The sequence below is a fragment of the Nocardiopsis sp. NPDC006198 genome (assembly GCF_040613895.1).
Taxonomy (GTDB): Bacteria; Actinomycetota; Actinomycetes; order Streptosporangiales; family Streptosporangiaceae; genus Nocardiopsis; species Nocardiopsis tropica.
On sequence record NZ_JBEXSY010000019.1, the window covers coordinates 1 to 26,142 of the forward strand.

At 70.2% G+C, this 26,142-nt stretch carries 25 protein-coding genes and 1 pseudogene; 20 read left to right on the plus strand and 6 right to left on the minus strand.

Annotated elements, in window-relative coordinates; genetic code table 11:
- Positions 1 to 215 precede the first annotated feature (215 nt).
- The 15 genes from ABZ234_RS15090 (at position 216) to ABZ234_RS15160 (ending at position 15,958) form a co-directional block, all read left to right on the plus strand.
- Positions 216 to 3,806, plus strand: coding sequence for a hypothetical protein (locus ABZ234_RS15090; protein ID WP_355012414.1), 3,591 nt, complete (start codon positions 216 to 218; stop codon positions 3,804 to 3,806).
- Positions 3,807 to 3,820: 14 nt separating this feature from the next.
- Positions 3,821 to 4,252 (plus strand): hypothetical protein, encoded by a 432-nt coding sequence (locus ABZ234_RS15095; protein ID WP_355012415.1) that lies wholly within the window; start codon positions 3,821 to 3,823, stop codon positions 4,250 to 4,252.
- Positions 4,253 to 4,608: 356 nt separating this feature from the next.
- Positions 4,609 to 5,046, plus strand: coding sequence for a hypothetical protein (locus ABZ234_RS15100; protein WP_355012416.1), 438 nt, complete (start codon positions 4,609 to 4,611; stop codon positions 5,044 to 5,046).
- A gap of 194 nt (positions 5,047 to 5,240) precedes the next feature.
- Positions 5,241 to 5,732, plus strand: a complete 492-nt coding sequence (locus ABZ234_RS15105) for an SRPBCC family protein (protein WP_355012417.1) — start codon at positions 5,241 to 5,243, stop codon at positions 5,730 to 5,732.
- A 534-nt stretch (positions 5,733 to 6,266) separates the two neighbouring features.
- The gene (locus ABZ234_RS15110) at positions 6,267 to 6,395 is read left to right on the plus strand and encodes a hypothetical protein (protein ID WP_344182696.1); all 129 of its coding nucleotides are present in this window, start codon (positions 6,267 to 6,269) and stop codon (positions 6,393 to 6,395) included.
- A gap of 271 nt (positions 6,396 to 6,666) precedes the next feature.
- Positions 6,667 to 9,492 carry a DUF4040 family protein gene (locus ABZ234_RS15115; RefSeq protein WP_355012418.1) on the plus strand — a complete coding sequence of 942 codons (2,826 nt, stop codon included), beginning with the start codon at positions 6,667 to 6,669 and terminating at the stop codon, positions 9,490 to 9,492.
- Entirely contained in the window at positions 9,489 to 9,797 is a 309-nt protein-coding gene (locus ABZ234_RS15120) for a cation:proton antiporter subunit C (protein WP_267944784.1), read from the plus strand. The genes ABZ234_RS15115 and ABZ234_RS15120 overlap by 4 nt, the downstream gene beginning before the upstream one ends.
- Complete coding sequence (locus ABZ234_RS15125; RefSeq protein WP_355012419.1) at positions 9,794 to 11,338, plus strand: monovalent cation/H+ antiporter subunit D family protein; 1,545 nt, start codon at positions 9,794 to 9,796, stop codon at positions 11,336 to 11,338. The genes ABZ234_RS15120 and ABZ234_RS15125 overlap by 4 nt, the downstream gene beginning before the upstream one ends.
- On the plus strand, positions 11,335 to 11,715 hold the full coding sequence (locus tag ABZ234_RS15130; protein ID WP_355012420.1) for a Na+/H+ antiporter subunit E: 381 nt from the start codon (positions 11,335 to 11,337) through the stop codon (positions 11,713 to 11,715). Before ABZ234_RS15125 ends, ABZ234_RS15130 begins: the two co-directional genes overlap by 4 nt.
- Entirely contained in the window at positions 11,712 to 11,969 is a 258-nt protein-coding gene (locus tag ABZ234_RS15135; RefSeq protein WP_267944781.1) for a monovalent cation/H+ antiporter complex subunit F, read from the plus strand. Before ABZ234_RS15130 ends, ABZ234_RS15135 begins: the two co-directional genes overlap by 4 nt.
- Positions 11,966 to 12,319 carry a monovalent cation/H(+) antiporter subunit G gene (mnhG, locus tag ABZ234_RS15140; protein ID WP_355012421.1) on the plus strand — a complete coding sequence of 118 codons (354 nt, stop codon included), beginning with the start codon at positions 11,966 to 11,968 and terminating at the stop codon, positions 12,317 to 12,319. Before ABZ234_RS15135 ends, mnhG begins: the two co-directional genes overlap by 4 nt.
- 55 nt (positions 12,320 to 12,374) lie before the next feature.
- A complete protein-coding gene (locus ABZ234_RS15145) occupies positions 12,375 to 13,100 on the plus strand; it encodes a GIDE domain-containing protein (protein WP_355012422.1) in 726 nt (241 codons plus the stop codon).
- A 468-nt stretch (positions 13,101 to 13,568) separates the two neighbouring features.
- On the plus strand, positions 13,569 to 14,168 hold the full coding sequence (locus ABZ234_RS15150; protein WP_355012423.1) for a TetR/AcrR family transcriptional regulator: 600 nt from the start codon (positions 13,569 to 13,571) through the stop codon (positions 14,166 to 14,168).
- Between the two features lie 228 nt (positions 14,169 to 14,396).
- Entirely contained in the window at positions 14,397 to 15,161 is a 765-nt protein-coding gene (locus tag ABZ234_RS15155; protein WP_355012424.1) for an enoyl-CoA hydratase/isomerase family protein, read from the plus strand.
- A gap of 5 nt (positions 15,162 to 15,166) precedes the next feature.
- Positions 15,167 to 15,958 (plus strand): alpha/beta hydrolase, encoded by a 792-nt coding sequence (locus tag ABZ234_RS15160; protein ID WP_355012526.1) that lies wholly within the window; start codon positions 15,167 to 15,169, stop codon positions 15,956 to 15,958.
- Between the two features lie 92 nt (positions 15,959 to 16,050).
- Here the strand turns inward: ABZ234_RS15160 and ABZ234_RS15165 are convergent, their stop codons facing one another.
- The 4 genes from ABZ234_RS15165 to ABZ234_RS15180 form a co-directional block, all read right to left on the minus strand.
- Positions 16,051 to 16,176 carry a hypothetical protein gene (locus ABZ234_RS15165; RefSeq protein ID WP_355012425.1) on the minus strand — a complete coding sequence of 42 codons (126 nt, stop codon included), beginning with the start codon at positions 16,174 to 16,176 and terminating at the stop codon, positions 16,051 to 16,053.
- Entirely contained in the window at positions 16,176 to 17,012 is an 837-nt protein-coding gene (locus ABZ234_RS15170) for a hypothetical protein (protein ID WP_355012426.1), read from the minus strand. Before ABZ234_RS15170 ends, ABZ234_RS15165 begins: the two co-directional genes overlap by 1 nt.
- Positions 17,013 to 17,509: 497 nt before the next feature.
- Complete coding sequence (locus ABZ234_RS15175) at positions 17,510 to 18,913, minus strand: L-serine ammonia-lyase (protein WP_355012427.1); 1,404 nt, start codon at positions 18,911 to 18,913, stop codon at positions 17,510 to 17,512.
- 66 nt (positions 18,914 to 18,979) lie between these two features.
- Complete coding sequence (locus ABZ234_RS15180; RefSeq protein WP_355012428.1) at positions 18,980 to 20,020, minus strand: Lrp/AsnC family transcriptional regulator; 1,041 nt, start codon at positions 20,018 to 20,020, stop codon at positions 18,980 to 18,982.
- A gap of 127 nt (positions 20,021 to 20,147) precedes the next feature.
- Here ABZ234_RS15180 and ABZ234_RS15185 point away from each other — a divergent pair, with 127 nt between their 5' ends.
- Genes ABZ234_RS15185 through ABZ234_RS15205 form a run of 5 tightly spaced genes read left to right on the plus strand, consistent with a single transcriptional unit; the run spans position 20,148 to position 25,021 of the window.
- Positions 20,148 to 21,377, plus strand: a complete 1,230-nt coding sequence (locus ABZ234_RS15185; protein ID WP_355012429.1) for an amidohydrolase — start codon at positions 20,148 to 20,150, stop codon at positions 21,375 to 21,377.
- 55 nt (positions 21,378 to 21,432) lie between these two features.
- Positions 21,433 to 22,350, plus strand: a complete 918-nt coding sequence (locus ABZ234_RS15190; protein ID WP_355012430.1) for an ATP-binding cassette domain-containing protein — start codon at positions 21,433 to 21,435, stop codon at positions 22,348 to 22,350.
- Entirely contained in the window at positions 22,347 to 23,159 is an 813-nt protein-coding gene (locus ABZ234_RS15195) for an ABC transporter permease (RefSeq protein WP_355012431.1), read from the plus strand. Before ABZ234_RS15190 ends, ABZ234_RS15195 begins: the two co-directional genes overlap by 4 nt.
- Positions 23,160 to 23,198: 39 nt before the next feature.
- Entirely contained in the window at positions 23,199 to 24,341 is a 1,143-nt protein-coding gene (locus tag ABZ234_RS15200) for a histidine kinase (RefSeq protein ID WP_355012432.1), read from the plus strand.
- The gene (locus tag ABZ234_RS15205) at positions 24,338 to 25,021 is read left to right on the plus strand and encodes a response regulator transcription factor (protein WP_355012433.1); all 684 of its coding nucleotides are present in this window, start codon (positions 24,338 to 24,340) and stop codon (positions 25,019 to 25,021) included. The genes ABZ234_RS15200 and ABZ234_RS15205 overlap by 4 nt, the downstream gene beginning before the upstream one ends.
- 10 nt (positions 25,022 to 25,031) lie before the next feature.
- On the opposite strand, the pseudogene ABZ234_RS15210 reads toward ABZ234_RS15205, so the two are convergent.
- Together ABZ234_RS15210 and ABZ234_RS15215 are read right to left on the minus strand one after the other, a co-directional pair.
- Positions 25,032 to 25,928 (minus strand): annotated as a pseudogene (locus ABZ234_RS15210) (transposase).
- Positions 25,820 to 26,089 (minus strand): transposase, encoded by a 270-nt coding sequence (locus ABZ234_RS15215; protein ID WP_355012434.1) that lies wholly within the window; start codon positions 26,087 to 26,089, stop codon positions 25,820 to 25,822. The pseudogene ABZ234_RS15210 and the gene ABZ234_RS15215 overlap by 109 nt, the downstream one beginning before the upstream one ends.
- Positions 26,090 to 26,142: the final 53 nt, after the last annotated feature.

Genomic DNA, 26,142 nt, shown 5'->3' on the forward strand with positions numbered 1-26,142 from the left:
GGCGGCGCGCCCCCCGCCCCCCCCCACCGCCGCTGAACCCTCCCCCCGCCCCCTCCCACCGGTGCCAGCCCCCACCGGCCGCCCGGACCCGCTCCGCCCGACCCCCTCGGACCGGGACGCGGATCCGCCCCGCGCAGACACGTACGGAACCCGGGAAGCACCGCGGCCCCGCACCGCCCGCGACCTTCCCCCGGCACTGGTAACGGTGGTCCCCCTTGTCCGACCTGATCGATCCGAGCGGCTTTCCCGTCCCCGAGACCCTCACGTATGCCCTCGACGCCGTGGCCGCGAAGCTGAAGACCGACGGCACCGACCTCACCGACACCACCGCCGACATCACCGGCGCCTGGGGCGGGCTGCAGGGCATCTACACCGCCCCCGAGGACCAGGACCTCTTCACCGTCCTCAACCCGCTCACCGGCGACGCCGAGGACGTGTCCGGCGCGCTGTCCAGCGCCTCCGGGGCGCTCATCGACTTCGCCGAGAAGGTCCGCGACATCAAGGCGCGCTGGGCCACCCTCAAGACCGACTCCTACGCGTTCCTCAGCAGCATCGACTACGGGAACAAGGAGGACTGGGACGAGGGCAGCGGCTTCCTCTGGTGGAAGGAGGAGAGCGAGAACGTCACCAAGCACAACGACCTCCTCGACCGGGCCGCGGGCCTGATGCACGAGTTCGAGGAGGCGGAGCGGACCTGCGCCAACGCCATCACCGGGCTGTTCGGCGGCACCACGTTCATCGCCCAGAGGGCCGACGGGTCGGTCACGGCGGGCGACGGCGAGTTCGTGTACGGCTTCGACGCGCCCCTGGAGGGCATCGCCATGGAGTGGGGGGCGCCGCAGACGACCGACCACGCCTGGTACAACGACGTCGGCGACGCCGTCGGCGACTTCTTCGTGGGCATCGCCGAGGACGTCGGCGGGATGGTCGGCGCGCACGGCCCGGACGGGTGGTTCGCCGGGAACTGGGGCGACAACCTCTGGGAGTACTGGGGCGGCACCGTCGAGGGCCTGGGCGCGCTGGTGGGCGTCGGCAAGGACGAGAACGGCGAGTGGGGCTTCTCCTGGGAGACCGCGGGCAACGCCTGGAAGGAGGCGGCCCACGCGGTCGTGCCGTGGGAGGAGTGGGGCGAGCGGCCCTGGTACGTCATCGGCACGGCGGCCCTCAACATCGGCGCGACGGTGGGCGGCGCACTGCTCACCGCCACCGGTGTGGGCGCGGTCGTGGGCGTGCCGCTCATGGCCTGGCGCGGCGCCAACATCGTCAACGCGGTCGGCGGCAGCCGCACCCCGGACGTGCCGGACCTGTCGGAGTTCCCCGGCGGCATCGACCCGTCGGTGCTGGCCCGGGTGCCCCGGTTCGGCGACGGGTCCATCACCCCGGTGGACCTGAGCGACCTGGCCGACCTGGACCTCAGCCCCGCGGACCTCGGACGGATGACCGAGGCGCTGGAGCGGCTCAACGCCTCTAGCACCCCGGACCTCCCGGACGGCGACGGGCGGCGCACCACGGGCGACGGCTCCGACGGGGACACGGGGTCCGACACCGAGCCCACCGGGGACACGGGGTCCGTGCCGCGCGGGACGACGAACACGAACACGGATCCGGAGCCGGAGAACGACAACCGCCGGAACGGGGACCCCGGCTCCGAGGAGACCGTCGACCCGACCGCCGACCAGCTCGACGCGGGCGCGGACTTCCTGGACGGCGTGGACCCGGAGTCGCGCCGCGACCTCGCGGAGGGGCTGGACGGGGAGCAGGACCGCTGGGTCGCCTCCCAGGTGCCGGACGACGCGTCCTCGCTCGACGACACGCCGGTGGACCGCTTCGAGGCCGACCACGAGAGGGTCGAGGTCGACAGCGCGGGCAACGAGATCGACGCCCGCGACGACGGCACGTTCGACAACAGCGTGGACGGCTCCACGGGGCTGGACGGCCCGCGGGGCGGCACGACCGTGGTGGACGCGGACACCGGGCCGGGTCGGGGTGGCAACGGCGGGTCCGACGTGTCGGACCGCGGCCACCAGGGAGCGGACGGCGGTCTGCCGGAGCGTCCGGATGGCGACCTCGCCCCGGACCGCACCGACGGCCCGGACGGGGAGCGCCCAGAGCACGTCCAGCGGGCCGGAGGGTCCGAGGGCGACAACAACCCCGCGGCCAACCTGGAGGAGGGGCCGGGCTTCTTCGACAGCCAGGGCGAACACATCGAGGTGGGGCGCCGGGACGAGACCGGCACCTACTTCGACGACGAGGGCAACCGGTACATCGACGTGCCGGAGAGCGCCGAGGCCCTGGAGCGCTACAACGAGATCCGCGCCGCCGACGGCGACGTCGACCGCATCTCCGAGAACACCGGCTTCGACTCGGACGTCATCGACGAGATCAAGCAGCACCTGTTCTTCCGCGAGCACCCGGACGTCCCGGTGCCGCCGGACGGGACGACCCAGCGCAGCGGCCGGTTCGCCCCCATGGACCACATCGCCGACCTGTGGCGCAAGGCCGAGGCGGGCACCCTGGACGCCTCGGAGGCGGCCCATTTCCGCCGTCTGGTCATGCACGAGTACGTCGAGGCCCGGCTGATGGACGAGGGCGTCCCCTACCGTTCGCGCGATCCGCAGCTGTGGAGCGACGACACCTACACGCCGGACCCGGACCGGAACGGCGCGCACGACATCGCGTCCCGGGAGGGCGGCCCCAACGCCTTCAACCTGTGGGAGAAGTGGGGCATCCCCTCACCCGACCCGGACTTCCGGATCTCCGACGACCTGTCCAACCTGGACGGGTACGTCGACTCGGCGCTGGACTGGTGGCGCGACCGCAACCCCTACGACGGCGCGGCGAACCGGCCCTCCTTCGAGCACACCCAGAGGATCGACGCGGGGGACCCGCGTTTTCCCGGGGAGAAGCAGCGGTTCGGAACAGGGGCGGACGGGGCCGAGGTCCGCCTGGATCCCGACACCCTCTACCGGGTGGAGGGCCGGGGGGTCTTCATCACCGACTCCGAGGGCAGGATCACCCACGTCGAGACCCGGGCCGGGACGGACACCCAGGGCAACCCCGAACTCGTCTACCCCAGGCCGAACGCCACGTACTACGTCGACAGCCCCAGGACGGGCGGGCAGCTCGTCTACGAGACCGACGCCAAGTCCAGGACGGTCTCCATCGAAGGCGAGCTCAGGCCGGGGAGGGAGTCGCGCAACAACGAGCAGACCGCCATCGGCCACGAGGGCAGGAACTACTTCGAGGAGTACAACGCGCGCGACGACGCGGAGTACGTCTACGACACTTCCACCTGGCAGGGCGGGCACGTCGTCGCGAGCAACCTCTTCGCCGGCCCCGGGGAGCGCATCAACATCATCCCCATGCTCAAATCCCTGAACCACACCGGTGGGGGTGCGACCTTCGTCCAGAACTGGGGGCGCCTCGAATACCTCTGGAACGGGATCCTCTCGGGGGACGACGGGCGCCTGGGCCGGGCGTACAGCACCGACTACGCGGAGAGCCACCCGGGAGGAAAGCAGGACCTCATCGACCACTGGCGCGACCTCGCGGGTGACAATCCCTCGATCACGTTCCGGGTGGAACTCAAATACGATGACTCGCTTCCGGATTTCGACCGGGGTGAATTTCAGGCGAGGCAGGAAAACCTCAATAGCTATGCGGATCGGTATGACAGAGACCGGCCTACGGAAATGGATACTCTGGGAGCCCCACCTGGGGAAATCGTGGTAGACTGGTCGCTTAATGGCGAGGACCAGGCGATGTTGGTATATGACAACCATCCCACGCGGACTCCGGTGAATTAGTGGAGGGAAATTCGATGGATCTTGCCAAGCAGCAGGAGCTGGTGCGCGACATGGCCCTTGAGCTGGTCGGGGCCGCCCCGGTCGGCTGGACCTCGATGAATTACAGGTATGACTACATCGGGGGTGCTGCGGCGAGCGAGAATCTCGTGACCTTCGAGAGCGGAGAGACGAAGAGGAAGCGTCACCCGTATTCCGTCAGCCAGAAGGCCAAGTTCCTCAAGGGCGAGATGTACGAGGAGGGCAAGGGGACATGGCTGGCCATGTCGATTCTGGTGACCCGTCCGGAGAAGTTCAAGGCGGAGTTCCATTACGACAGGGAGTTGGGGGTCCATCCGATTCCTCCGTCGCCGGACAGCTATGTCTTCGAGCTGTCCAAGTTCCCGCGAGACGAGGATGCGCTCTCCGACTGGCTCAGGGAGAAGATCGGCCAGGCGCAGGGCCAGTAGTACTTCGTTGAGTGCCTGATTTCTCGACGTGGGTCTGCGACGATAGGCGCGTGGACCTGGCCGCTGGGGAAGAACTCCGCAGGGACTCTCGCGCCTGGGGCCACTGCTACCTGCGCGGGCTGATGCTGCGATGTAGACGAGAACCGGGATCGAGCTTCGCGACCACGCCCGGCGATGGAGGGGTGCACCATGAGCGGTGATGCGTTGGCAGGGGAACCTCTGTATGTACGTGACCCGGACGCGTGGAGTGAGTAACTTGCCGAGGGGAACCGGTCGCTCAACGGCGAGGAGTAGGCAGGGTTGAGGTATGGCAACCATGCCACGCGGACTCCGAGGAATTAGCGGAAGGAAGTTCGATGGATCTTGTCCGGCAGCAGGAGTTGGTGCGCGAAATGGCCCTTGAGCTGGTCGGGGCCGCTCCGGGCGGCTGGACCTCGATGAATTACAGGTATGAATACATCGGGGGTGCTGCGGCGAGCGAGAACCTCGTGACCTTCGAGAGCGGAGAAACAAAGAGGAAGCGTCACCCGTATTCCGTCAGCCAGAAGGCCAAGTTCCTCAAGGGTGAGATGTACGAGGAGGGCAAGGGGACATGGCTGGCCATGTCGATTCTGGTGACCCGTCCGGAGAAGTTCAAGGCGGAGTTCCATTACGACAGGGAGCTGGGGGTCCACCCGATTCCTCCGTCGCCGGACAGCTATGTCTTCGAGCTGGCTAAGTACCCCCGGGACGACGACGCGCTTTCCGACTGGCTCAGGGAGAAGATCGGCCAGGCGCAGGGCCAGGTGTACTGACCCAAGAGGTCAGGTACGCGGGAAGCGGCTGGGCGCCCCTGTCCCGCGTCGGCCCCGGCGCGCGCCCTCCGCTGACAGGGCGGCAGGCGCCATGGCCACGCGGACCGGGGGAGCCGGCACACGTCGTGGCTGAACAACATGAGGCGAGACTGCACGCGCATGCCACACCACTCGAGAACCCGGAGCACTCGGCCATGAAGTACACCGTCTCGATCGAGGTCGCCCTACCGAGGGAGAGGGTGGCACAGCTGCTCGCGGACCCGGCACACATGTCGAAGTGGCTGCGGGGTCTGGTGCTGCACGAGCCGCTGAGCGGGGTGCACGGGCAGGTCGGCACCACCTCGCGGGTCGTGATGCAGGCGGGGAAGCAGAAGATGGAGTGCACCGAGACCGTCACGCGCCGGGAACCGGCAGACCTGCGCGGGATCCCGAAAGGGCAGGTCGTTCACTTCGACCGCGAGATCGTCGGCGAGGGCATGTGGAGCGCGGTGCGCGACCGGCTGACCGAAGCCGGTCCGGAGGCGACTCTCTGGGCGAGCGAGAGCGAGTACCGGTTCAGCGGTGTGATGATGCGGCTGGTGGGGCTCCTGATGCCCGGTGCCTTCCGCAAGCAGTCGCACCAGCACATGCAGGACTTCAAAGCCTTCGCGGAGCAGGGAAAGGACGTCCGCGAGGCGAAGGGCTGATCGACGATCAGCGTTCGTCTCCCGAAGGGTGCGGAGCGGCCGACGCGACGGCGGGCCGACCGCTGGACCCCCTCCACCCCGACGGGTGGCCGGGCTGGCGCCCCCGGCGGCGGACATGAAGAAAGCTCCTGGTAGACGGATTCACGACCACATGACCGGTCCGCCAGGAGCTTCGCGTGCCCGTCTGCCATCGAGCCGTCCAGCCGCATCCTGCAGCGCCTTCCCGGCCTTCCCACAGTTCACCGACTCCGCCTCGGCTCCCGGTGGAGCCGCCGCAGACCCGACCCCGGTACCCCTACGGACCAGATCCGCCGCACGGGGTGCCCTCCCGGAGGCGCGGGTGTGTCGTGGGGCACCCCGCCCCTTTTCACGGAACAGCAGCTGGTAGGGTCTGTGCCGTTGTCGGTTTTGCGTAAGACGGGAGGGGAGTTGGCCGTGCAGTCGTCGCCTTCCCCGTTCACGTCGTCCTCGCCGAGCCGTCGTTCCTCTCGGCCGCCCTTCTGCGCGCGGCCCTCTCTCGCAGCCACCGGGCGGATGCGCTTCGCCGAGCGCCACAAGATCTCGGTCCGCAACCCCCGTCCCCTGGGCACCAACGGATACTCCACCTCGTGGGGCACCAACGCCCACGGTGAGCTCAGCGCCTGCCCGCCCGGACGCAGCTGACCCGTTCCCTCGCCAGAGGGCTCTCTCTTTCACGCAACGACCTCTCCCGCCGCACGTGCGCGCACGGGCCGCTTCGGCGTACCCGGGCAGCGCACACCCGTAGCGGGTAGGACGGGCCTGCCCCGTCCCGGTCGTGCGCGCGGCACTCCCGGAGTGCCCCACACCATCCTCGCTCCCTGATCGCCGGTGGTCCCGTGCCCGTGGGCACGACCGCCCCCCGGTGTGCGTCGGCATGCCCGGGGACCGGCGAGGAACCGTGAAAGGACGCGGCGTGCCGCTGTTCCTCCTCCTTGCTGTACTCACAGTGACCGTCCTGTCCGTTCCCGTGCTCGACCGCCTGCTGGGCCGTGGCACCGGGTGGCCCCTGGCCGCGGTGCTCGCCCTGCTCACCGCCGCCGTCCTGGCCCGCGGCCCCGACCTCTGGGACGGGGGCCCAGCGCTGGAGGCCTCCCTGCCCTGGATGCCCGCCCTGGGCATCGGACTGTCCCTGCGCATGGACGGCCTGGCCTGGCTGTTCTGCGTCCTGGTCCTGGGCGTGGGCGCGCTCGTCACGGCCTACTCCGCCCGCTACTTCCCGCCCGGGCGCCGCACCGGTTTCTACGTGCTGATGAGCACCTTCGCCCTGGCGATGACGGGGCTGGTGCTGGCCGACGACATCGTCCTGCTGTTCGTCTTCTGGGAGCTGACCACGATCTGCTCCTTCTACCTGATCGGCCTGTCGGGCCCCTCGGCGTCCCGGCCCGCGGTGCGCACCTTCCTGCTCACCGCACTGGGCGGACTCGCCCTGCTCGCGGCGGTCGTGCTGCTGTGGGTGCGCACCGGCACCACCCGGCTCAGCACCATCCTGGGCGACCTCTCCTGGACCCAGGACACCGGCTTCACCACCGCGGTCGCGGTGCTGGTCATCGTCGCGGTGTTCACCAAGTCCGCCCAGTTCCCCTTCCACTACTGGCTCCCCGACGCCATGGCCGCCAGCACCCCGGTCAGCGCCTACCTGCACGCCGCCGCCATGGTCAAGGCCGGCGTCTACCTGGCGATGCGGTTCTCCCCGGCCTTCGCCGACACGGCCGTGTGGGGCACCACCCTGATCGTCACGGGCCTGGCCACCGCCCTCCTGGGAGCAGCGCTCGCCCTGCGCAGCCACGACCTCAAGAAGCTGACCGCCTACTCCACCGTCAGCCAGCTCGGCTTCCTCATCGCCGTCATCGGCGTGGGCACCACCCAGGCGCTCATCGCCGCCGCCGTCCACACCCTGGCCCACGCCCTGTTCAAGGCGACGCTGTTCATGGCGGTCGGCGTCGTCGACCACCAGACCGGAACCCGGGACCTGCGCGAACTCGGCGGCCTCCGGCGTGCCATGCCCGTGACCGCGACGGTCAGCGCGCTGGCCGCGCTGTCCATGGCGGGGGTGCCGCCCCTGCTGGGGTTCGTCAGCAAGGAGAACCTCTTCGAGGCCCTGCTGCACACGCCCGGCCCCGCCTGGCTCGGCCCGCTCGCCGCCGTCGCGGCGGTCCTGGCCGCGGCGCTGACCGTCGCCTACGCCTTCCGGTTCGTGTACGGGACCTTCGGCGGAGCCCGGGTGCGCCACCCCGGTCCGCGCCGGCCCCGGGAGGCGGGCGCCCTCTTCCTGGCCGCCCCGGCCGCCGCCGCCCTGGCCGGCCTGGCCCTGGGCCCGGCAGCGCCGCTGCTGAACCCCATGGCCGAACGCGCCGCGGCCGACGCCACAGGCGAACAGGCGCAGGCGCACCTGGCCCTGTGGCACGGCGTCAACCCGGCCCTGGCGATGTCGGCGGCCGCCCTGCTCCTCGGAGCCCTCGTGGCCTGGGGCGCCACCGTGCGGGACCCCGCGTCCTCCCGGCTGCGGCTCCCGGTGACGGGCACGGGCGTCTTCGAGCGCGTCCACGCCGGGCTCATCGCCCTGGGCGCGCGCACCGGCGACCCGACCCGCAGCGACGCACCGGCCCGGCACCTGGCCGTGCCGTTCGTCCTGATCATCGTGTTCGCCGCCGCGGTGGCCGTCCTGGGCCCGGACTACGGGACGCCGGCGGACGGGACCGCCCGGCCCCTCGACTGGATGATGGTCGCCCTCGTGGCCGTCTCGGTGCTCACCGCCGTGGTGACCCGGTCCCGGCTGGCGGCCCTGGCCCTGACTGGTGTGGCGGGGTTCGCCGTCGCCCTCTGGTTCCTGTTCCTGGGCGCCGTCGACGTGGCCCTCACCCAGCTCCTGGTGGAGATCCTGACCGTGGTCGTGGCCGTCCTGGTCCTGCGCCGGCTGCCGGCCCGGTTCCACCGCGCCCGCCCCTCGCGCACCGCCGCCACCGCGCTGATCGCCGTCGCCGCCGGCACGGCCGCGGGACTGGGCGCCTACCTGCTCACCGGACGCCGGGAACCCTCGGCGGTGAGCACCCACCTGTTGGAGAACGCGCCTGCCGACACCGGCGGCACCAACGTCGTCAACACCATCCTGGTCGACTACCGGGCCCTGGACACCCTGGGCGAGCTCACCGTCCTGGGCGTGGCCGGGCTCATCATCATCGCCGTCCTGCACTCCTCGGGGCTCACCGCCAACGGCGGGCCCCGGCCGACGGTGGCCCGCACCAACCCGGTCCGGGACGCCGACGCCAACACCGTCATCATGCGCACCGTCGCCCGCGTGCTGATCCCGCTGCTCCTGGTCTGGTCCGCCTACCTGCTCCTGCGCGGACACAACGCGCCCGGAGGCGGGTTCATCGGCGGACTGGTCGGCGGCTCGGCCTTCGCCCTGGCCTACCTGGTGGCGCCCAGCGCCTCCGTGGCGCGCATCCGCCTGGCCTACCCGGCCTTCATCGCCGCGGGGGTGGTCACCGCCGTGGCCTCCGGGCTGCTCGGCCTCGCCGACGGCTCCTTCCTGCGGCCCCTGCACGCGGACATCCCGCTGCCGTGGGGCGGCCACTACCACTTCACCAGCGCGCTCGTCTTCGACGTCGGCGTCTACCTGGCCGTGGTCGGCGTGATCCTGACCGCCCTCAACCAGCTGGGCCTGCCGCGCGCCGGAGCCGCGCCCGAACGCACCGCCGTTCCCGAACGACACGACACGGCCACCGGAGGCACCCGATGACCCTGGCCATCACCATCGGCGTCCTGATCGCCGGAGCCGTCTACCTCGTCCTGCAACGCGGCATGGTCCGCATCGTCCTGGGCTTCGTCCTGCTCAGCCACGGCGTCAACCTCCTGCTGATGTCTGCCGGCGGTGTCTCCCGAAGGGAGGCGCCCCTCCTCGCCGGGGGAGGCGGGGAAGCCCTGGCCGACCCGCTGCCGCAGGCGTTCGTCCTGACCGCCATCGTCATCGCCTTCTCCATCACCATCTACATGCTCACCCTCGCCGCCACCGGCAAGGGCGACGACACCGAGGACGCCTCATGAACACCGTGCTCCTCCCGCTCCTGGTCGCGGCGCCCCTGCTCGGCGCCGCCCTGCTGACGGTCCTGCCCACCGGACCGGTCGCCCGGTTCCTGCTCCTGGGCACCAGCGCCGGCGCGCTCGCCGCCGGACTGGCCCTGCTCGCGGCCACCCGGGACGGACAGGTGTACGCCCACCAGGTGGGCCTGTGGCCCGCCGGGGTGGCCATCCCGTTCGTCGCCGACACCTTCAGCGCCCTGATGGTCACCACCACGGCCCTGCTCGTCCTGGTGTGCTCGGCCTTCGCCGTCGCCACCGGCGAGGCCGAACGCCGCTTCTTCGCCCCGCTGGTCCTGGTGCTCTCGGGCGGCGTGTACGGGGCCCTGCTCACCGCCGACCTGTTCAACCTGTTCGTCTTCGTCGAGGTGATGCTGCTGCCCTCCTACGGGCTGATGGCCATCGCCGGAACCCTGCACGGCCTGCGCGGCGGACGCACCTACGTCACCGCCAACCTGCTCACCTCCACCGTCTTCCTCGCCGGCGTCGCCCTGGTGTACGGCACCGCCGGAACCGTCCACCTGGGCGAACTCGCCGGCGCCGCCCAGGACTCGCCCGTGGTCGCCGTCGCCATGGGACTGGTCCTGCTGGCGATGATGGTCAAGGCCGCCGTCGTCCCGGTGCACGGATGGCTGGTGCGCACCTACACCGCGCCCTCCCCGGCCGTGACCGCCCTGTTCTCCGGCCTGCACACCAAGGTCGCCATCTACGTGATCTACCGCCTGTACGCCCTCGTCTTCGACGGCGAGGCCTCACTGCTGTGGATCGGCCTGGTCGTGTTCACCGCGACCATGGCCGTCGGCGTCCTGGGCGCGGTCGGCGAGACCACCACCCGCTCGATCCTGGTCTTCCACATGGTCAGCCAGATCGGCTACATCCTGCTCGGCGTCGCCCTGTTCACCGAGCTCGGCCTCATGGCCGGGATCTTCTACCTCGTCCACCACATGGTGGTCAAGGCCTCCCTGTTCCTGTCCACCGGCGCGATCGAGCACGTCCACGGCACCGGGGACCTCGAACGGCTGCGCGGCGCGGCCCGCGGGCAACCGCTGCTGGCCCTGGCCTTCCTGGGCGCGGCCCTGTCCCTGGCCGGACTGCCGCCCTTCTCCGGGTTCGTCGCCAAGCTGACCCTGGTCGCCGCGGCCCTGGACGCCGGGCAGTGGACCGTCGCCGCGATCGCCGTCGCCGTCAGCCTCATCACGCTGATGTCGATGCTCAAGATCTGGGGCTCGGTCTTCTGGGGCCCACCGCCCGGGACCGGGCCCGCACCGGAACCCGGACCGGGGCAGGCGCCCGAAGCCGCCGGCGGCACCGCCACCGCCACCGCCGCCCCGGCCGCCACCCGGGCCCCGGCCCGGATCAGGACCGGACTGGTCCTGCCGGCCGTGGCCCTGACCGCGGTGACCCTGTGCGTCGGCCTCGGCGCCCAGGTCCTGCTCGACCTGAGCGCACAGGCCGCCGCCCACCTGCTGGACACCTCTGCCTACGTCGAGGCGGTGACGAGCCGATGAACGGCCTGCTGCGCAGGGCCGCGCGCATCGCGTGGTTCCCCTTCTTCTACGGAACCCGGGTGGTGACCTCCTCGTTCCAGGTCGCCCGGGACATCCTCACCCCCGGCAGCTCGGCGACGCCCGCCTTCCTGGAGGTGCCGCTGCGCTGCCGCACCGACACGGAGATCACCGCCATCGCCAACATGGTCTCCCTGACCCCCGGCACCGTCACCGTGGCCACGCGCACGGACCCGCCCACGCTGTGGGTCCACGGCCTGTACACCGCCGACGAACAGGCCTTCCACGACGACATCCGCCAGATGGAGGACTACCTGCTGGCCATCACCCGCCCCCGGGACACGCACCCGCGCACCACCGCGGGAGAGGAGCACCGTTGAACCCGCTCGACATCGCCCTGCTGCTCCTCGGAGCCGCCATGGTGGCCGCCGTCCACCGGATCCTCACCGGCCCCCACCAGGCCGACCGGGCCGCCGGATCCGACATCGTCTTCCTCGGGTTCGTCGGCATCGTCATCGTCCTGGGCCTGCGCCTGGACTCCGCCGCGGTGGTCGACCTCGTCCTGGTGTGCGCCCTCATCGGGTTCCTCGCCGCACTGTCCCTGGCCCGACTCGTCTCCGGAGGCAAACGATGACCCCCCTCGAAGGACTCGCCCTCCTCTGCGTCCTGGCCGGCGCGGCCGTCTTCGCCGTCGGAGCCTGGGGCCTTGTGCGCCTGGACGACTTCTACGCCCGCCTGCACGGGGTCTCGATCGCGGCCGGGCTGGGCACACCGCTGCTCCTGCTCGGACTCCTGCTGTGGTTCCCCACGGTGGAGAACGCCGTCAAGATCGGCCTGGCCCTGCTCGTGCAGCTGGCCACCGCGGCCGTCGGAGGCAACGCCCTGGCCCGCGCCGGCTACCTGGCCGGCACCCCCGCCGCCCCGCACACCCGGCGCGACGCCCTCGCCGAGGCCGACAGGGCGCCGCACCGCGAACAGGACTGACCGGGACCGCCCCGCCCCGGCGGCCCACCGCCGGGGCGGGGGAGGGAGGACACTCATGGACGACATGCTGGTGGGCGAGGTCCGCACCTCGCTGCAGGTCCTCGCCCTCGTGGCCACGGCGGTCACCGGGCTGCTGCTCCGGCTCGCGCACCGGGCCCACACCCGGCTGCGCACCCTGGAGCAGGCGCACGCCCCGCCCCTGCGCGACCTGCCCGCGCCCGGGACCGAGGTCGCGGTCGACGGCAACGCCGAGACGGGCCCCGACGGCCCGCTGACCGCGCCGTACTCGGGGGTCACCTGCGTGTGGTTCCGCATCGAGGTGTGGGACCGCAGCCCCAACCCCGACACCTACCACGAGAGGATCCGCCACACCCTGCTCTACTCCAGGCAGAGCCGCACGCCGTTCGCCCTGCGCGACCGGACCGGCGCGGTGCTGTGCGAGCCGGACCGCGCCGCGGGGGACCGGCTGCCCCTCACCCACGAGTCCTTCGAGCCGGGGGAAGGGGGCGGGGGCGGGACCCCGAGCGCCGAACACGTCGCCCCCGACAGCGGGCGAGTCTTCCTGGAGTGGGCCATCGTCCCGGGGACCCGGCTGCTGGTGCACGGGACGGTCGCGCGCAGGGACGGCAGGACCGTGATCCGCTCCACCGAGGAGGACACGCTGCTCGTCTCCACCCGTCCCGCGCCCGAGTTCAGGGACGCCCAGCGGATGACGATCCTCTTCACGGCCCTGGCCTTCGCGGTGTCGCTGGCGGGGTTCGTGTGGCTCGCCCTCACCTGAGAAGGTCCTGTTCTCGCAACCGAAGCCACGGCGAGTCGCAGAGCAACCCGTCAGCAGCTACATGGTCTGGCTCGTGGCTCGTCCGCCGGACAGTTCCGGCGCGTGCTCGCAGCCTGGTTCTCCTGAACCCCAGCAACAGGACAAGTAACCCGTGAGTAGTTGGGAGGGGCCTCGACGTGTCGTACCGGGGTCGGCGTGTCGGGCCCCCTTCCATCTGTCACCGCCCGTGCCTGAGCTTGAGATTTAACCTCGGCAGGAAGCAATCCTGCCGAGGTTAAATCTCAAGCTGAGAGGATGGTGTGGCGCCCCTGCGAAGATGCAGGAAATATGTGCTGAGAGCTCTCTCGGTGCAGTAAACCTGATCGATGGCGGCGTGAGTGAGTGAAACGGCGATCATCAGCTGAACTCGGCTCGCCGCCGTTGTGCGGCGACGGAAGTCGAGAGACATCGGATGGGAGGCCAGGGCACATGACAGTGGACCCCTCACGGGCGCGTCGCCCCGGTGGGCGCACGCGTCAGGTCACGGAGCGGCTGTGGGCGGCGGCGCTCGACATCCTCGCTGAGCAGGGGGTCGATGGCCTGCAGTACGAGGAGCTCGCTTCCCGCGCGCACGTCGGTCGCGCCACGGTCTATCGACGGTGGCCGAATCGCGACGACCTCTTTCGCGACGTGCTTGCGCGATTCGCCGAGATATCGGTGCCGATCGACGACACCGGCGATGTCGTCCGCGATCTCACGGCCTTTCTGCACTCGTTCGCCGAGGCGTCGGCGACCCCGACCGGTCGTGCGGTGCTGCAGATCCTCCTGCGCCGTGCCGATAAGGCCGATGGGCTGCACCGCATGGGGCTGGAGCTCCTGGATCGTCGTACCGACGATCTGCAGCGACGCCTCGACCGGGCGACCGAGGCCGGGCAGCTGCCGCCGACGGAGGCGGCCTTCATCAACATGATGCTCGCGGGCCCCGTGCAGTGGTTCGTCCTGCGTCGAGCGCGCCCCTTCACGCTAAGCGATGCGCGCGAGATCGTTGAACTCGTGGTGGCTGGTTTGTGGCGAAATCACACCGAATAGGTGCATGAAACTTCGTTGGCTGGCTGTTAGGTGTGCATTTCCTGCAGTCATTCGCGCAGGTGATCACCATTCCCCCTTAGAGAGATAACGTGTCTCATTAACGGGCGGGAACGGCTCGCTCCGACGAGGGGACTCACCATGGTGGACACGTCGAGCTTCGGATGGGACGGTCACGTTGCACCCACGCCGTTGGAGGAGTACTCGAAGCGCTATGCCGGCTTCTTCGAGATGCACCGGGAGGATGGCATCCTCGAGCTGCGCCTGCACACGGACGGCGGCCCGTACGTGCACAACTGGGCGGCGCACAACGCCTGGAGTCGCGTGTGGCAGGACGTCGGCAACGACCCCGAGAACCACGTGCTGATCATCACGGGAACGGGCGACACCTGGTTCCGGGGAGACCCGCGTCAGACCTGGCCGAAGCCGCTCGTCGAAGAGACGCCGGACTACATCTTCCAGCAGACGATCGATGCCTGGAAGCTGATCGAGAACTTCGTGAACAACATCGACATCCCCACCATCGCGGCGGTGAACGGTCCCGGGATCCACACCGAGTTCGCGCTGATGTGCGACGTGACGCTCGCCGCCGAGGACGCCGACTTCATGGACCCGCACTTCATGGTCGGCACGGCGCCCGGCGACGGCCTCGCACTCGCGCTGCAACACCTGATGGGCACCAAGCGTGCCGCCTACGCCATCTACAGCGGGGCCGGGATCCCCGCACCCAAGGCGTTGGAATACGGTCTCGTCAGTGATGTGCTGCCCCGCGAAGAGCTCATGCCCAAGGCATGGCAGCTCGCACGCGACATCATGAAGCGACCGCGGTTCGCGCGTTGGTCGACGCACAACATCCTCAACCGGCCGTGGCGCAAGCTCGTGACGGAGGACTTCGGCTTCCACTTCTCGCAGCAGTCGCTGGCGACCGTGGCCTCGAAGGCGCTCATTCCCGACCCCGAGCTGGTCGCCGACGCCCGCGAGCGCAAGGTCTGGTGACGCGGATGACGGGAGGCACGGCGTCGCTCGTCCGCACCGGCGCGGGCCTCACCTCGTTCCGCGCCGAAGGCGCCGGGCCTCCCCTCGTCCTCCTCCACGGTCTGCAGGTCGGGCAGGAGCTCTTCGACGAGCTCCGTGTGCACCTGGAGTCCTCTTTCACCGTGATCACCTACGACCAGCGTGATCGTGGGGACACCGTGTTCGAGCCGTCGGCGTACACGACCGACGATCTGGCCGACGACCTCGCCGCGCTGATCGAGGCACTCGGCTTCGTCCGGGCGCACGTGCTGGGAACGTCGTTCGGAGGGATGGTGGCACAGGCCTTCGCGTTGCGGCACGCTGACCTTCTGGACGGCCTGGTGCTCGGCGCGACGTCGCAGGCCCCGTTCCGCACCGGGCGGATCGCGGGCCCTGTGGCAGAGCTTCTTGGCGCGCTCGAGAACGGCGATGAGGAGCGCGCCGGGGCTCTCCTCGCGCGGATGGCCCCGGCCGCGGTACCCGTGCCGACGGAGCGTGGTGCGCCGGTGCCGCCGGACCGTAACGACGCGCTCATGCGGCGCTTCGCCGCGACGCGCTCGTTCGACACTCGCGGCCGCCTTGGGGAGATCGCCACCGCAACGCTCATTGTGCACGGGCGCGACGACGCCGTGGTGCCCGTGGCGGACGCGTTGTCGATGACAGGCGAGATCCCCCGTGCCGATGCGCTGGTGCTCGCCGAGTGCGGTCACACCTGGGAGAACGAGCGGCCCGCCCGTGCGGCGGCGGCGATCGTCGCGTTTCTCACCGGAGCACGCTGAAGGCGGGGCGACGCCGCGTGCGTCCTCCCCCGACTCTCACTGCACGCGCCGCCCTTCGGTGGTGAGGTGCCGGACGCGATGACCCGGTCCTCTCAGATCAGCGGGGCGATCTTCCCCGGTGCGAGGGTGCCGAGGGCGTCCTGCCGGAGCAGCACTGCGGCATCCGCGGTGGCGGATCGCCGAGCGTCCTCCGGGGTCGTCGACGACGCCTGGGCCATCAGCAGCTCGGCAAGGTCGTTCGCAGAGGGATGGCCGTACAGCGGGGAACCGGCGCCCATCGCCACCTGGACGCCCGCGTCGACCGTTCGAGCGAAGCTCGCCCGGTGCGCGTCGAGAGCCTCCTGGGCGAGCGCGCGGCTCTCGGCCGGGATGTGGAGCGCACCGCAGATGTCAACGGTCGCCCGCCGCGGGGAAGAAGCGTTGGACCGCCGCGACGATCGCTGCCCTGCGCCGGGCCAGGAAACCCTCGCGGTCCGGCCAACCGGTGCCGTCGGCCGGGACCGGTCGCTCCGGCCCAGGACATGGCGATCTGGTTGACCAGCACGAGCACGTCGAACGGAACCCAGGAGGGGTCCAGGTCCCCGGCCTCCTGGGCCGACCGCAGCTGCTCGGTCTTGTACTCCATGGACTGGCGCACCGGACCGTCGGCGGAGGCCTGGGTCAGGTCCAGCTCCAACTGGCCCCACATCATCAGGCGGTAGCGCTCGGGGTGGGCGGCGAAGTAGTCGTGTACCCGGCCCGCATAGCCCGGCAGGTCGGTCGGGTCCAGGCGGGTGGCCTCGGCCACCGCGGCCAGTTCCTGTCCGTCGACGAACCGGTGGATGTCAGCGACCTGCCGCACGGGAGCCATGCCTGCGTCTGTCCGGCGGAGGCGGTCTCCCCGTCCGGGTGGGCGGGGTCCCGGCGCGAACGCGAGGTCGGCGCACACCCCTTTCCAGTCGGCGGTGATCACCGCGAGCTCGTTGTCACGGATGTGCGCGTGCTGCGGGTTGTCGCCGGGCGACACGACTCCACCCGTGGTCGCGACCTTGGTCGCCTCGGCTCCGTCATGCATCGTCCGTTCCGTCGCGCACCGAGCGCGGCCGCCCCGGGTACGGCATCATCACCGGCATCGAGCGGCTGCTGCCCGAGGCGGAGATGTGGGTCGCCGTGACCACCGTCCGGGAGAGCATGACGAGAGCGGCCTGCAGACGCGGCCCCTCGATGAGGTTCTGCTCGATCGCCCGTTCGACGCCCGCGTCCGCCCCGGCCGCATCGCGCGCTGATGTGAAGCCCTGGTCGAGCAGGAGCGACAGGTTGCGCAGCGCCTGGTGGTGTACGGAGGGAGAACGGTTCCTGTTCGCTGTGGGGCGACATCGTGGTCGCGCACCATGACGTGCACACGGCGGTCGAAGAGGCCGGGGACAATCGATATCCCCGTGCGGTCGACGGCGTTGCCGCCGTACAGCCCCACGCCCACATCGACGGCGCGTCGGCCTGTGAGGTCGACGCGCCGTCGAATACTCATCCTCGGTGAACACGGTGCGTTTCCGCATGCCGTCTTCCCCCGGGTCAGCACTCGACCACGTTGACGGCGAGGCCTCCCAGCGCCGTTTCCTTGTACTTGTCGCTCATGTCTGCGCCGGTATCGCGCATCGTCGCGATCACCTGATCGAGCGAGACTCGGTGGTCCCCGTCGCCCCACAGGGCCATCCGTGCGGCGTTGACGGCCTTTGACGCCGCGATCGCATTGCGTTCGATGCATGGGATCTGCACAAGCCCGCCGATCGGGTCGCAGGTGAGACCCAGGTTGTGCTCCATCGCGATTTCGGCCGCGTTCTCGACCTGACGAGGGCTGCCTCCCAGGATCTCGGCCAACCCCGCTGCGGCCATCGACGACGCCGACCCGACCTCGCCCTGGCACCCCACCTCGGCACCCGAGATCGAGGCGTTGGCCTTGTAGAGCGCGCCGATCGCCGCCGCGGCGAGGAGGAACCTCTCTATGATGTCCTCGCGCGCGCCTTCGCCGCCCGCTCGGCCCGCGGGGGTGTGGTGCAGCGCGTAGTACAGCACCGCGGGAACGATGCCGGCCGCTCCGTTCGTCGGGGCCGTCACCACGCGTCCGCCGCTCGCGTTCTCCTCGTTGACAGCGAGGGCGATGAGGTTCACCCTCTGCTGCCAGTGCTCGCTGTCGTGGTCGGGGTCCTCAGCCTCCAAACGCGCCGCCCACGCACCCGCACGACGTCGTACCCCCAAGCCGCCGGGCAGCACGCCTGCCCGCCCGAGCGAGGAGCGCACGCTCGACTCCATCACGTCCCAGATGCGCCGAAGGCCCGTCCGGAGCTCGTCGTCCGGGCGGCGGGCGCGCTCGTTCTCGCGCATCACCTCGCTCACCGTGAGTCCGGTCCCCTCGCACACGGCGAGGAGCTCTGCTCCTGAGCGGAACGGCAAAGGTGAGGTCTGCGGTTCCGCCGAGCCGGGGAAGGAGTCATCGCCCTCGCGCACGATGAACCCGCCGCCGACCGAGAAGTACGTCTGCGCCGAGAGGTCGTCGCCGGCGGAATCGACCGCAGTGAACGACAGGGCATTGGGGTGGCAGGGGTGCACGGTCAGCGGACGTAGGACGAAGTCCTCGACCCGGCACGGGACGGGGTGACGTCCGCCGAGCTCGACAGTCCCGGTGCGTGTGACCTCGTCGAGCCGCGCGGTGAACTCCTCGGGGGTGATCTCGTCCGAGCGCGCTCCTGTCAATCCGAGCAGCACGGCTGTGAACGTGCCGTGCCCCGCGCCCGTGGCGGCGAGGGATCCGAAGATCTCGACGCGCACCCTCGCCACGCGCTCGATGACGCCATGTTCGTCGAGCGAGGCGGCGAACTCGGCGGCGGCCTTCATCGGTCCGACGGTGTGAGAGCTCGATGGGCCGATCCCGACCGTGAACAGGTCGAAGACCCCGGCGGTCGGCTGCGCATGCGTCATGGACCGTTACGTTAGATTCCGAGGCCGCAGGAGTCGGCAATGTGCCGTTTCAGTGCTAGGAAACTGCTAGTTATGCAGTAATGCGGTCTGGAGTGGCACGATGGTGCCGGTTGCCAGACCTCCCGCCTGCAAGTAGCGCCCCTCCTTCTTCAGGCTGCGCAACACCACCGATCGATCGGCGATGGACACGCCGGGGATGCTCTCCTCGATGGCGGCCTCGAGCCGCTGCACCTCGGCGAGGGTCCTCATCCACACCGACAGCACGAGGTTGTAGGGGCCGATCGTCGACACGGCCATCCGGACCTCGTTGGGTCGCGCGATGGCGGAACCCACCCGCTCGGCCTTGTTCGCCGGCACCCGCAGGAAGTACCAGGCGTGCACCGGCCACCCCGAGTGGGCGCGTGCGACCTCGGTGCGCACGACCAAACGTCCCTGGGCGCTGAGCGTCGCGAACGCCTCACGGATCCGGCGTTGTCCGACGCCCAGTTCCCTGGCGATGGTCGTCACGGTGGCACGACCGTCGTGCCCGAGGATCTGCAGCAGATCGTGCTCCAGCTGCGGTTCGACGTGTCCGCGCGCGGCCACCGGTGCGGCGATCGTGCGCTCGACCGATGCGACCTCTTCTGCTGCCAGGGAGCGCAGGCGCCACTGGCCGGCGTCGGTGAACGGTGAGGAGAGCAAGAGCGTGCGCGTCGCCCGTACGCCGGTGAGTCGGCGCATCCTGCCCATGATGTACTCGCTCAGTGCGTCCGGGTCGGCTGCGCCGACGATCACCAGCAGGTCGCGCCCTCCGGCGGTGTGATCGATCGTGAACGCCTCGGCGTCCGCGGCGAGCGCGCTCGCGATCTCCGAGGTGGCGCCGGGATCGGCCTCGACCTCGACGATGGCCGATGGTCCGCGCGCCTCGGCGCCGGGGTGACCCGCCACCCACGCCAGACCGTGCCCCGACAGCCGCTCCCAGCGACGGGCGAGCGTGACCGGGTCGACGCCGATGATCGGCGCAATGGCGGACCATCGGGCTCGCGGGTTGATTTGGAGCGCCTGGATCAGTCGTCTATCGGTCTCGTCGAGACTCGCAATCTGCGTTGAGGCACCATCCTCGTTCATGAAACTTCATTGTAGGGAGCGAGGTCGCCGTGTCGAGTGAGCATGGGCGGCGCATCCGGGTGGCCGCCTCCGCTGAACCGTCGCACGAGGTCTCCGACCGGCCTGCCGCCGAACCGATCGAGGAACGATGACCATCGCCCCACCGCAACCGCCCCACTCCGCGACCGACGAGGTCCGTGATGCCCTGTTCGCCTCGCGCGTGGGCTGGAGGGAGCAGATCCTCGCCCTGAGTGCCGAGATCCACCGGCGGCCCGAACTTGCGTTCGCCGAACACCGTGCGGCCGCACGCGTGGCCGGTACGCTGCGCGCCGCGGGATTCGCGGTGCGCGTGGGGGCCTTCGGGCTCGACACGGCGGTCGAGGCCACCTTCGGCGCGGGGGACATCGCGGTCGCGATCTGCGCCGAGTACGACGCTCTTCCCGGCATCGGCCACGCATGCGGACACAACATCATCGCCGCGGCAGGCGTCGGTGCGGCGATCGCGCTGGCGAGCGTCGCCGACACCCTCGGCATCCGGGTGAAACTGCTGGGGACCCCGGCGGAGGAGCACGGCGGCGGCAAGATCCTCATGCTCGAGGCAGGGGCGTGGGACGACGTCGACTTCTCCCTCATGGTGCACGGCGGGCCCGGCCAGGACCTGCGCTGCGCCGATGTGCGCACGCAGGCCGTGGCGCGATTCGACGTGTCGTTCCAGGGGCTCCCCGGTCATGCGGGCGCCCCCAGCCCGGAGGGGGTCAACGCGGCGAACGCCGCGACGGTCGGGCTCGTCGCGATGGGGCTCCTCCGCCAGCACCTCCCCGACGGCGTGCGGGCCAACGCCTTCGTCGCGGAGGGAGGAGAGGCGACGAACATCATCCCGTCATCGACCCGTGTACGTGCCGAGGTGCGCGCCGACACGCTGGAGGCCGTGGAGACGGCGCGGCGCCGTATCCTCGCCTGTTTCGAGGGCGGCGCGATCGCGACCGGATGCTCGTGGAGCTGGGAAGACGCCGAACCCACGTATGCCGATGTCGTGCAGAACCCGGTGCTCGCCCATGCGTGGGACCGCAACCTCGCCGCCCTCGGGCGTTCGCCGCGACCGTATGCGGGGTCGCCGGGCGGCTCGACGGACATGGGCAATGTCTCTCATGTCCTTCCCTCGATCCATCCGCTCATCGCCATCGAGGGCTGCTCCTCAGCTCCGCACACTCCCGAGTTCACCGGCGATGCGATCGGCCCCGCGGCCGAGGGCGCGGCGGTCGACGGGGCGCTCGCGATGGCGCTCACCGCCGCTGATGCCGTGGCGCATCTGCGTGCGGGGCGGGTGCTCGTCGAGAGGGATACCGCCGACGACGGCGAGCGGTACCACGGTCGGTAGTGCGCGGTACCGCAGTCCGATGTCCCGCAGACCGGTGAACTCCAGGATGGAAGACATGATCGTCAGTCAGAACCTCACGAAACGGTACGGTGAGACGACCGTCGTCGACGACCTCACCTTCACCGTCCGCCCGGGCGTCGTCACCGGATTCCTCGGGCCGAACGGCGCAGGCAAGTCCACGACCATGCGCATGCTCGTCGGCCTCGACAGGCCGACCCACGGCGACATCACCATCGGTGGCCGCCGGTATCACGATCTCCCCGACCCGGTACGGCATCTCGGCGTCATGCTCGATGCGCGGTCGGTGAACCCCGGCCGCACCGCTCTCAACCACCTCCTCGTCGTGGGCGAGACCCATGGCATCTCCCGTGCCCGAGCTCACGAGGCGCTCGAGATGGTGGGCCTCGGAGCCGTCGCCGACAAGCATGCGGGCGGCTTCTCGCTCGGTATGAGCCAACGGCTCGGCATCGCGACCGCACTCATCGGCGACCCCGCCGCGCTCGTGCTGGACGAACCGGTCAACGGACTCGATCCCGACGGGGTGCTGTGGCTCCGCCATCTTCTCGTGCGGCTCGCTGCCGAGGGGAGAACCGTCTTCCTCTCCTCGCACCTCATGAGCGAGCTGTCGTTGATCGCGGAAGACCTCGTCGTCATCGGCCAGGGACGACTGCTCGCCACGGGAACCGTCGACGACGTCATCGAGTCGGTCGCACCGAAGACGACCCGCGTCGTGACACCCGACGCGGCACGCCTCGCCGATGTGATCCAGGCATCGGGCGTCGAGGTGCGACGGGCCGATGAGTGCACTCTCTTGGTCACCGCGTGCACCGCTCGCGAGGTCGGCGTCATCGCGGGGGCCCAGGGCATCACGCTCTACGAGCTCGCCACCGAACGCGCTTCCCTCGAGGAGGCGTTCATGCACATCACCCGAAACGCCGTCGAATACACATCTCATGAGGAGGCCGCCGTATGAGCACCGCACTCACCGTTCCCTCCCTCGCCGCGCCGCGTGGCCGCGAGCGCATCACCGCCGACGGGCTGCTGCGCTCGGAGTGGCGCAAGCTCTGGTCGGTCCGCTCTCTGTGGATGACCCTGGCGGCCGCCTTCGCGCTGACGATCGTGCTGTGCGCATACATGATCATCGACGGCACGACGCTCGGCGGCTCCGACGCGGGCCATATCCCGTTCGGGTGGACGGGGATCTACCCGGTCGGGATGTTGGTGCTCGTCGTCTTCGGCGTGCTGAGTGTCAGCACCGAGTATGCGAGCGGCTCGATCCGTACGAGCCTTACCGTCGCGCCTCGCCGCACGGGCGTGATGCTCGCGAAGGCCGCGGTCGCCACGGGCGTCTCCGCGAACCTCGCGGCCGCCACGACCGTCGTGCTGTATCTGCTGCTCCAGGCCATGGGCACGGTCCCTTCCGCCGTGGGGATGTCCCTGTTCGCTCCCGACATGTTCTGGGGAGCGCTCGGCGGCACGCTCATGCTGCCGTACGGGGCACTGTTCGGTGTGCTGCTGGGGTGGCTGCTGCGCAACGCCGCAGGCGCGATCTGCTTGTACTTCGGCCTGTTCCAGATGGGGCCGCAGATCCTTCCGGCCTTCCTCCCCGAACCGCTGGCGGGAGTGATCGACTACATGCCCCTCGCGGCGATCAACGTCATGCGATCGGGCGGCCTGAGCACCGAGCCGTACGGGATCGTCACCGCGAGCATCATCTTGGTGGCCTGGTTGGCGGCGCTCGGCGGGATCGCGTGGTGGCGTCTGAAGAAGTTCGACGGCTGAGACGAGGAGGAGGCGGGCGTGGAAGGACGATGGACACGTGTGCAGGCGTTCGACGCCTCCCACCCGTTGCCGTGGGACATCGGGCTCGCTCTCCTTGTCGCACTCGCATGCACGAGCGCTTCGGCCGACCTCTGGCCGGTCGGAGCGCCGTTCCTGCTCATCGCGTGCGGCGCGGTCGCGTTCCGCCGCCGGGTGCCGCTGCTTGCGCTGGTCACCGCGACCATCGCACTCAGCACGGGCATCATGGTGTGCGGACTTCTCGGGGAGACTCCACCATGGGGTCATCTCGCGATATGGATCCTGCTCTTCCATGTGGGGCTGCGGCAGGGGAGAGCGCTCGTGCCCGCCGCCACCCTCGCGGGCGCGGTGGCGCTCGCGGCGTTCGCCGGTGCGGCGGAGTCCGGCGTGCCCGCACTCGATGAACGCGGGGCGGCGCTGCTTCCGGTCGCGGCCATGAGCGCGGCCGCTCTTCTCGCCGGATCGCAGCTGCGCGGCGCCCGGGAGGCGGAGCAACGGCATCGCGACGAAGCGACGCGGGCGGCGGTGGCCGCCGAACGGTCGCGGATCTCACGGGAGATGCACGACCTCATCGGGCACGACCTCTCCGTCATCGCCTCGCTGGCCGCGGGCGGTGGGAACGTGGTGCGCTCATCACCGGAAGACGCCGAACGCGCCTTCGCAGCCATCGGCGAGGTGAGCCGGACATCGGTTGGTCAGTTGCGGCACGTGCTCCGTCTCCTGCGCGCCGCGGATGACGAGTCCCTCCTTCCGCTCGCACCGCAGCCCGACCTGTCGCAACTGGGTGCCCTGATCGACGCAGTGCGCGGCGCGGGGCTGCGCATCGACGACGAGCGTCATGGTGATCTCCAGGGGCTGCCGCCCGGACACCAGCTCGCGGTGTACCGTCTCGTGCAGGAAGCCCTTACCAACACGCTGCGCCACGGTGGAGAAGGGACAGCCGTGACGGTGCGGATCGTCGTCGATGCGCGTGCTGTGGCCGTCTTGATCGCCGACCGTGGTGCTGTTCCGCAGACCGACCGGCCGGCTGTCTTGGGCGATGGGCACGGCATCATCGGCATGAGGGAACGAGTCGATGCACTCGGCGGCGCGCTGGAAGCCGGCCCGACGGCCGCCGGGTGGCTCGTGCGGGCCGTGATCCCCAGGGAAGGTCGTGTCGGATGAAGGTGCTCCTCGTCGACGACCAGGCGCTGCACCGGATGGGCATGCGCATGTTCCTCGCGGGCCAGGACGGTCTCCAGATTGTGGGCGAGGCAGCGGACGGCGGTGATGCCGTCCGCCACGCACTGAACCTACGCCCTGACGTCGTCGTGATGGACGTGCGGATGCCCGGCACCGACGGCATCGAAGCGACGAGGCGGATCGTCGAGGCCGCTCCGGAGGTTCGGGTACTGCTGCTCACCACCTTCGACCTCGACGAGTATGTGATCGAGGGGTTGGAGGCGGGAGCGAGCGGGTTCCTGACCAAAGACGCCGAGCCCGGCGACATCCTCTCCGCCATCCGCGCCGTCGCCGCCGGTGACGCGGTGATCGCGCCGAGCGCCACGCGCCGCCTGCTCACACGGCTCACCAGCGGAGTCTCCCAGCAAGCGGCGTCGAGTTCGTCGGCGCGTACCGCCGTCGCGAGGCTCAGCTCCCGCGAGCATGAGATCTTCGTCGAGATCGCGCGGGGTGCGACGAACGCCGAGATCGCTGCGCGGCTTCATCTCGCAGAGTCGACCGTCAAGAGCAACGTGGGGCGCATCTTCACGAAGATCGGTGCGCGTGACCGTGTGCATGCCGTGATCCTCGCCCTTCATGCCGGTGTCATGCCTGCGCCTGCCGAGCAACGACCTCCTTTCTAGTAGTACTTCGTTAACCCGTGTCGGGTGGGTGCTGCTGCGCAAGGGGCCTACGGCAGGTGTGACACACGCCGGTCCAGCACAGCAGCACCCGTTGGAGCTCCTCCAACACCTGGTACAGACTCAGACCGACGTCGACCCTTTCAGGTCGAGTCTTCGCAGGGTCAGGCAGGCTGGACAGCCAGTAGCCCATGGGCTCCTCCCCATGGGGCGGCCACTCGGCGATCAGCGTCTCGACCGGCAGCACCCCGTCCCACGTCGAGCGCCCGCCCGCACGGTCCAGAGCCGCTTGGCGGGCGGACTTACCCGCCAAGCGCACGTCCATGACCAGGAAACGGCCCTGCATCGCCCCACGAGACCCCTGCCGCCACGTGCACCGACGCAACGCGGTGCGTCCCTGTTCCAGGGCCAGGTCCTTCAACGAGCGGGCCGGGGTCCGGTAGCACGGCAGACGCGGTCCCGGCCCGGACCGCTCGGGCGCCTGGGGCACTGCCCCACCGGGATGGGCATTCAGATCACCGCGCACCACGACCACGTAGTCCAGGCCCCGCTCGGCCAACCCGTGGCGCAAGCCGTGGAACTGCCCGTAGCCGGCATCGGCCACCACCACCTGGTCGGCCAGCCCCCAGGAGCGGGCCTCATCGACCATGTCCAGGGCCAGCCGCCATTTCTCCCGGTGGTCGACCTGGTCGGGCACTCCGGTCTTGGCCCGACGCGGCTCTTGGGGGTCCGCCCAGTCCTTGGGCAGGTAGAGCCTCTATGCCAGGGGGACGGAGGCGGCATCGGTGACCGCGTGCAGGCTCACCGCGCTCTGGCACACCGCCTGCTTGCCCAGGGCGCGGCACCACTGGTGGGCCGCCCCACCGACTCGGTGCCGGCTTTGGGCAGGCCCGAGCCGTCGATCACCCACGCATCCGGGGTGATCGCCTCACTCACCTTGGTGGCCAGGCGTCGTTGGACGGGGGTGTACTCCCACGGGGACTGGTCCACGAACTGCTGCAGGGCCTGCATGTTGCCGTCCGGGAGGCGCTCGGTTATGGGCTGGATGGACTTGCGCCGCCCGTCCAGCATCAGACCGCGCAGGTAGCAGTTGCCCCAGGCCGGGGGTCCTTGCGGGGGATGGA

What these genes read in the sequence shown, in the direction of transcription:
- ABZ234_RS15095 (WP_355012415.1), top strand. Translation starts at nt 3,821, where the DNA reads ATGGATCTTGCCAAGCAGCAGGAGCTGGTGCGCGACATGGCCCTTGAG.
- ABZ234_RS15100 (WP_355012416.1), top strand. Translation starts at nt 4,609, where the DNA reads ATGGATCTTGTCCGGCAGCAGGAGTTGGTGCGCGAAATGGCCCTTGAG.
- ABZ234_RS15105 (WP_355012417.1), top strand. Translation starts at nt 5,241, where the DNA reads ATGAAGTACACCGTCTCGATCGAGGTCGCCCTACCGAGGGAGAGGGTG.
- ABZ234_RS15110 (WP_344182696.1), top strand. Translation starts at nt 6,267, where the DNA reads ATGCGCTTCGCCGAGCGCCACAAGATCTCGGTCCGCAACCCCCGTCCC.
- ABZ234_RS15120 (WP_267944784.1), top strand. Translation starts at nt 9,489, where the DNA reads ATGACCCTGGCCATCACCATCGGCGTCCTGATCGCCGGAGCCGTCTAC.
- ABZ234_RS15125 (WP_355012419.1), top strand. Translation starts at nt 9,794, where the DNA reads ATGAACACCGTGCTCCTCCCGCTCCTGGTCGCGGCGCCCCTGCTCGGC.
- ABZ234_RS15130 (WP_355012420.1), top strand. Translation starts at nt 11,335, where the DNA reads ATGAACGGCCTGCTGCGCAGGGCCGCGCGCATCGCGTGGTTCCCCTTC.
- mnhG (WP_355012421.1), top strand. Translation starts at nt 11,966, where the DNA reads ATGACCCCCCTCGAAGGACTCGCCCTCCTCTGCGTCCTGGCCGGCGCG.
- ABZ234_RS15145 (WP_355012422.1), top strand. Translation starts at nt 12,375, where the DNA reads ATGGACGACATGCTGGTGGGCGAGGTCCGCACCTCGCTGCAGGTCCTC.
- ABZ234_RS15150 (WP_355012423.1), top strand. Translation starts at nt 13,569, where the DNA reads ATGACAGTGGACCCCTCACGGGCGCGTCGCCCCGGTGGGCGCACGCGT.
- ABZ234_RS15155 (WP_355012424.1), top strand. Translation starts at nt 14,397, where the DNA reads ATGCACCGGGAGGATGGCATCCTCGAGCTGCGCCTGCACACGGACGGC.
- ABZ234_RS15160 (WP_355012526.1), top strand. Translation starts at nt 15,167, where the DNA reads ATGACGGGAGGCACGGCGTCGCTCGTCCGCACCGGCGCGGGCCTCACC.
- ABZ234_RS15165 (WP_355012425.1), bottom strand. Translation starts at nt 16,176, where the DNA reads ATGGCCCAGGCGTCGTCGACGACCCCGGAGGACGCTCGGCGATCCGCC.
- ABZ234_RS15170 (WP_355012426.1), bottom strand. Translation starts at nt 17,012, where the DNA reads ATGCATGACGGAGCCGAGGCGACCAAGGTCGCGACCACGGGTGGAGTC.
- ABZ234_RS15175 (WP_355012427.1), bottom strand. Translation starts at nt 18,913, where the DNA reads ATGACGCATGCGCAGCCGACCGCCGGGGTCTTCGACCTGTTCACGGTC.
- ABZ234_RS15180 (WP_355012428.1), bottom strand. Translation starts at nt 20,020, where the DNA reads ATGAACGAGGATGGTGCCTCAACGCAGATTGCGAGTCTCGACGAGACC.
- ABZ234_RS15185 (WP_355012429.1), top strand. Translation starts at nt 20,148, where the DNA reads ATGACCATCGCCCCACCGCAACCGCCCCACTCCGCGACCGACGAGGTC.
- ABZ234_RS15190 (WP_355012430.1), top strand. Translation starts at nt 21,433, where the DNA reads ATGATCGTCAGTCAGAACCTCACGAAACGGTACGGTGAGACGACCGTC.
- ABZ234_RS15195 (WP_355012431.1), top strand. Translation starts at nt 22,347, where the DNA reads ATGAGCACCGCACTCACCGTTCCCTCCCTCGCCGCGCCGCGTGGCCGC.
- ABZ234_RS15205 (WP_355012433.1), top strand. Translation starts at nt 24,338, where the DNA reads ATGAAGGTGCTCCTCGTCGACGACCAGGCGCTGCACCGGATGGGCATG.
- ABZ234_RS15215 (WP_355012434.1), bottom strand. Translation starts at nt 26,089, where the DNA reads ATGCTGGACGGGCGGCGCAAGTCCATCCAGCCCATAACCGAGCGCCTC.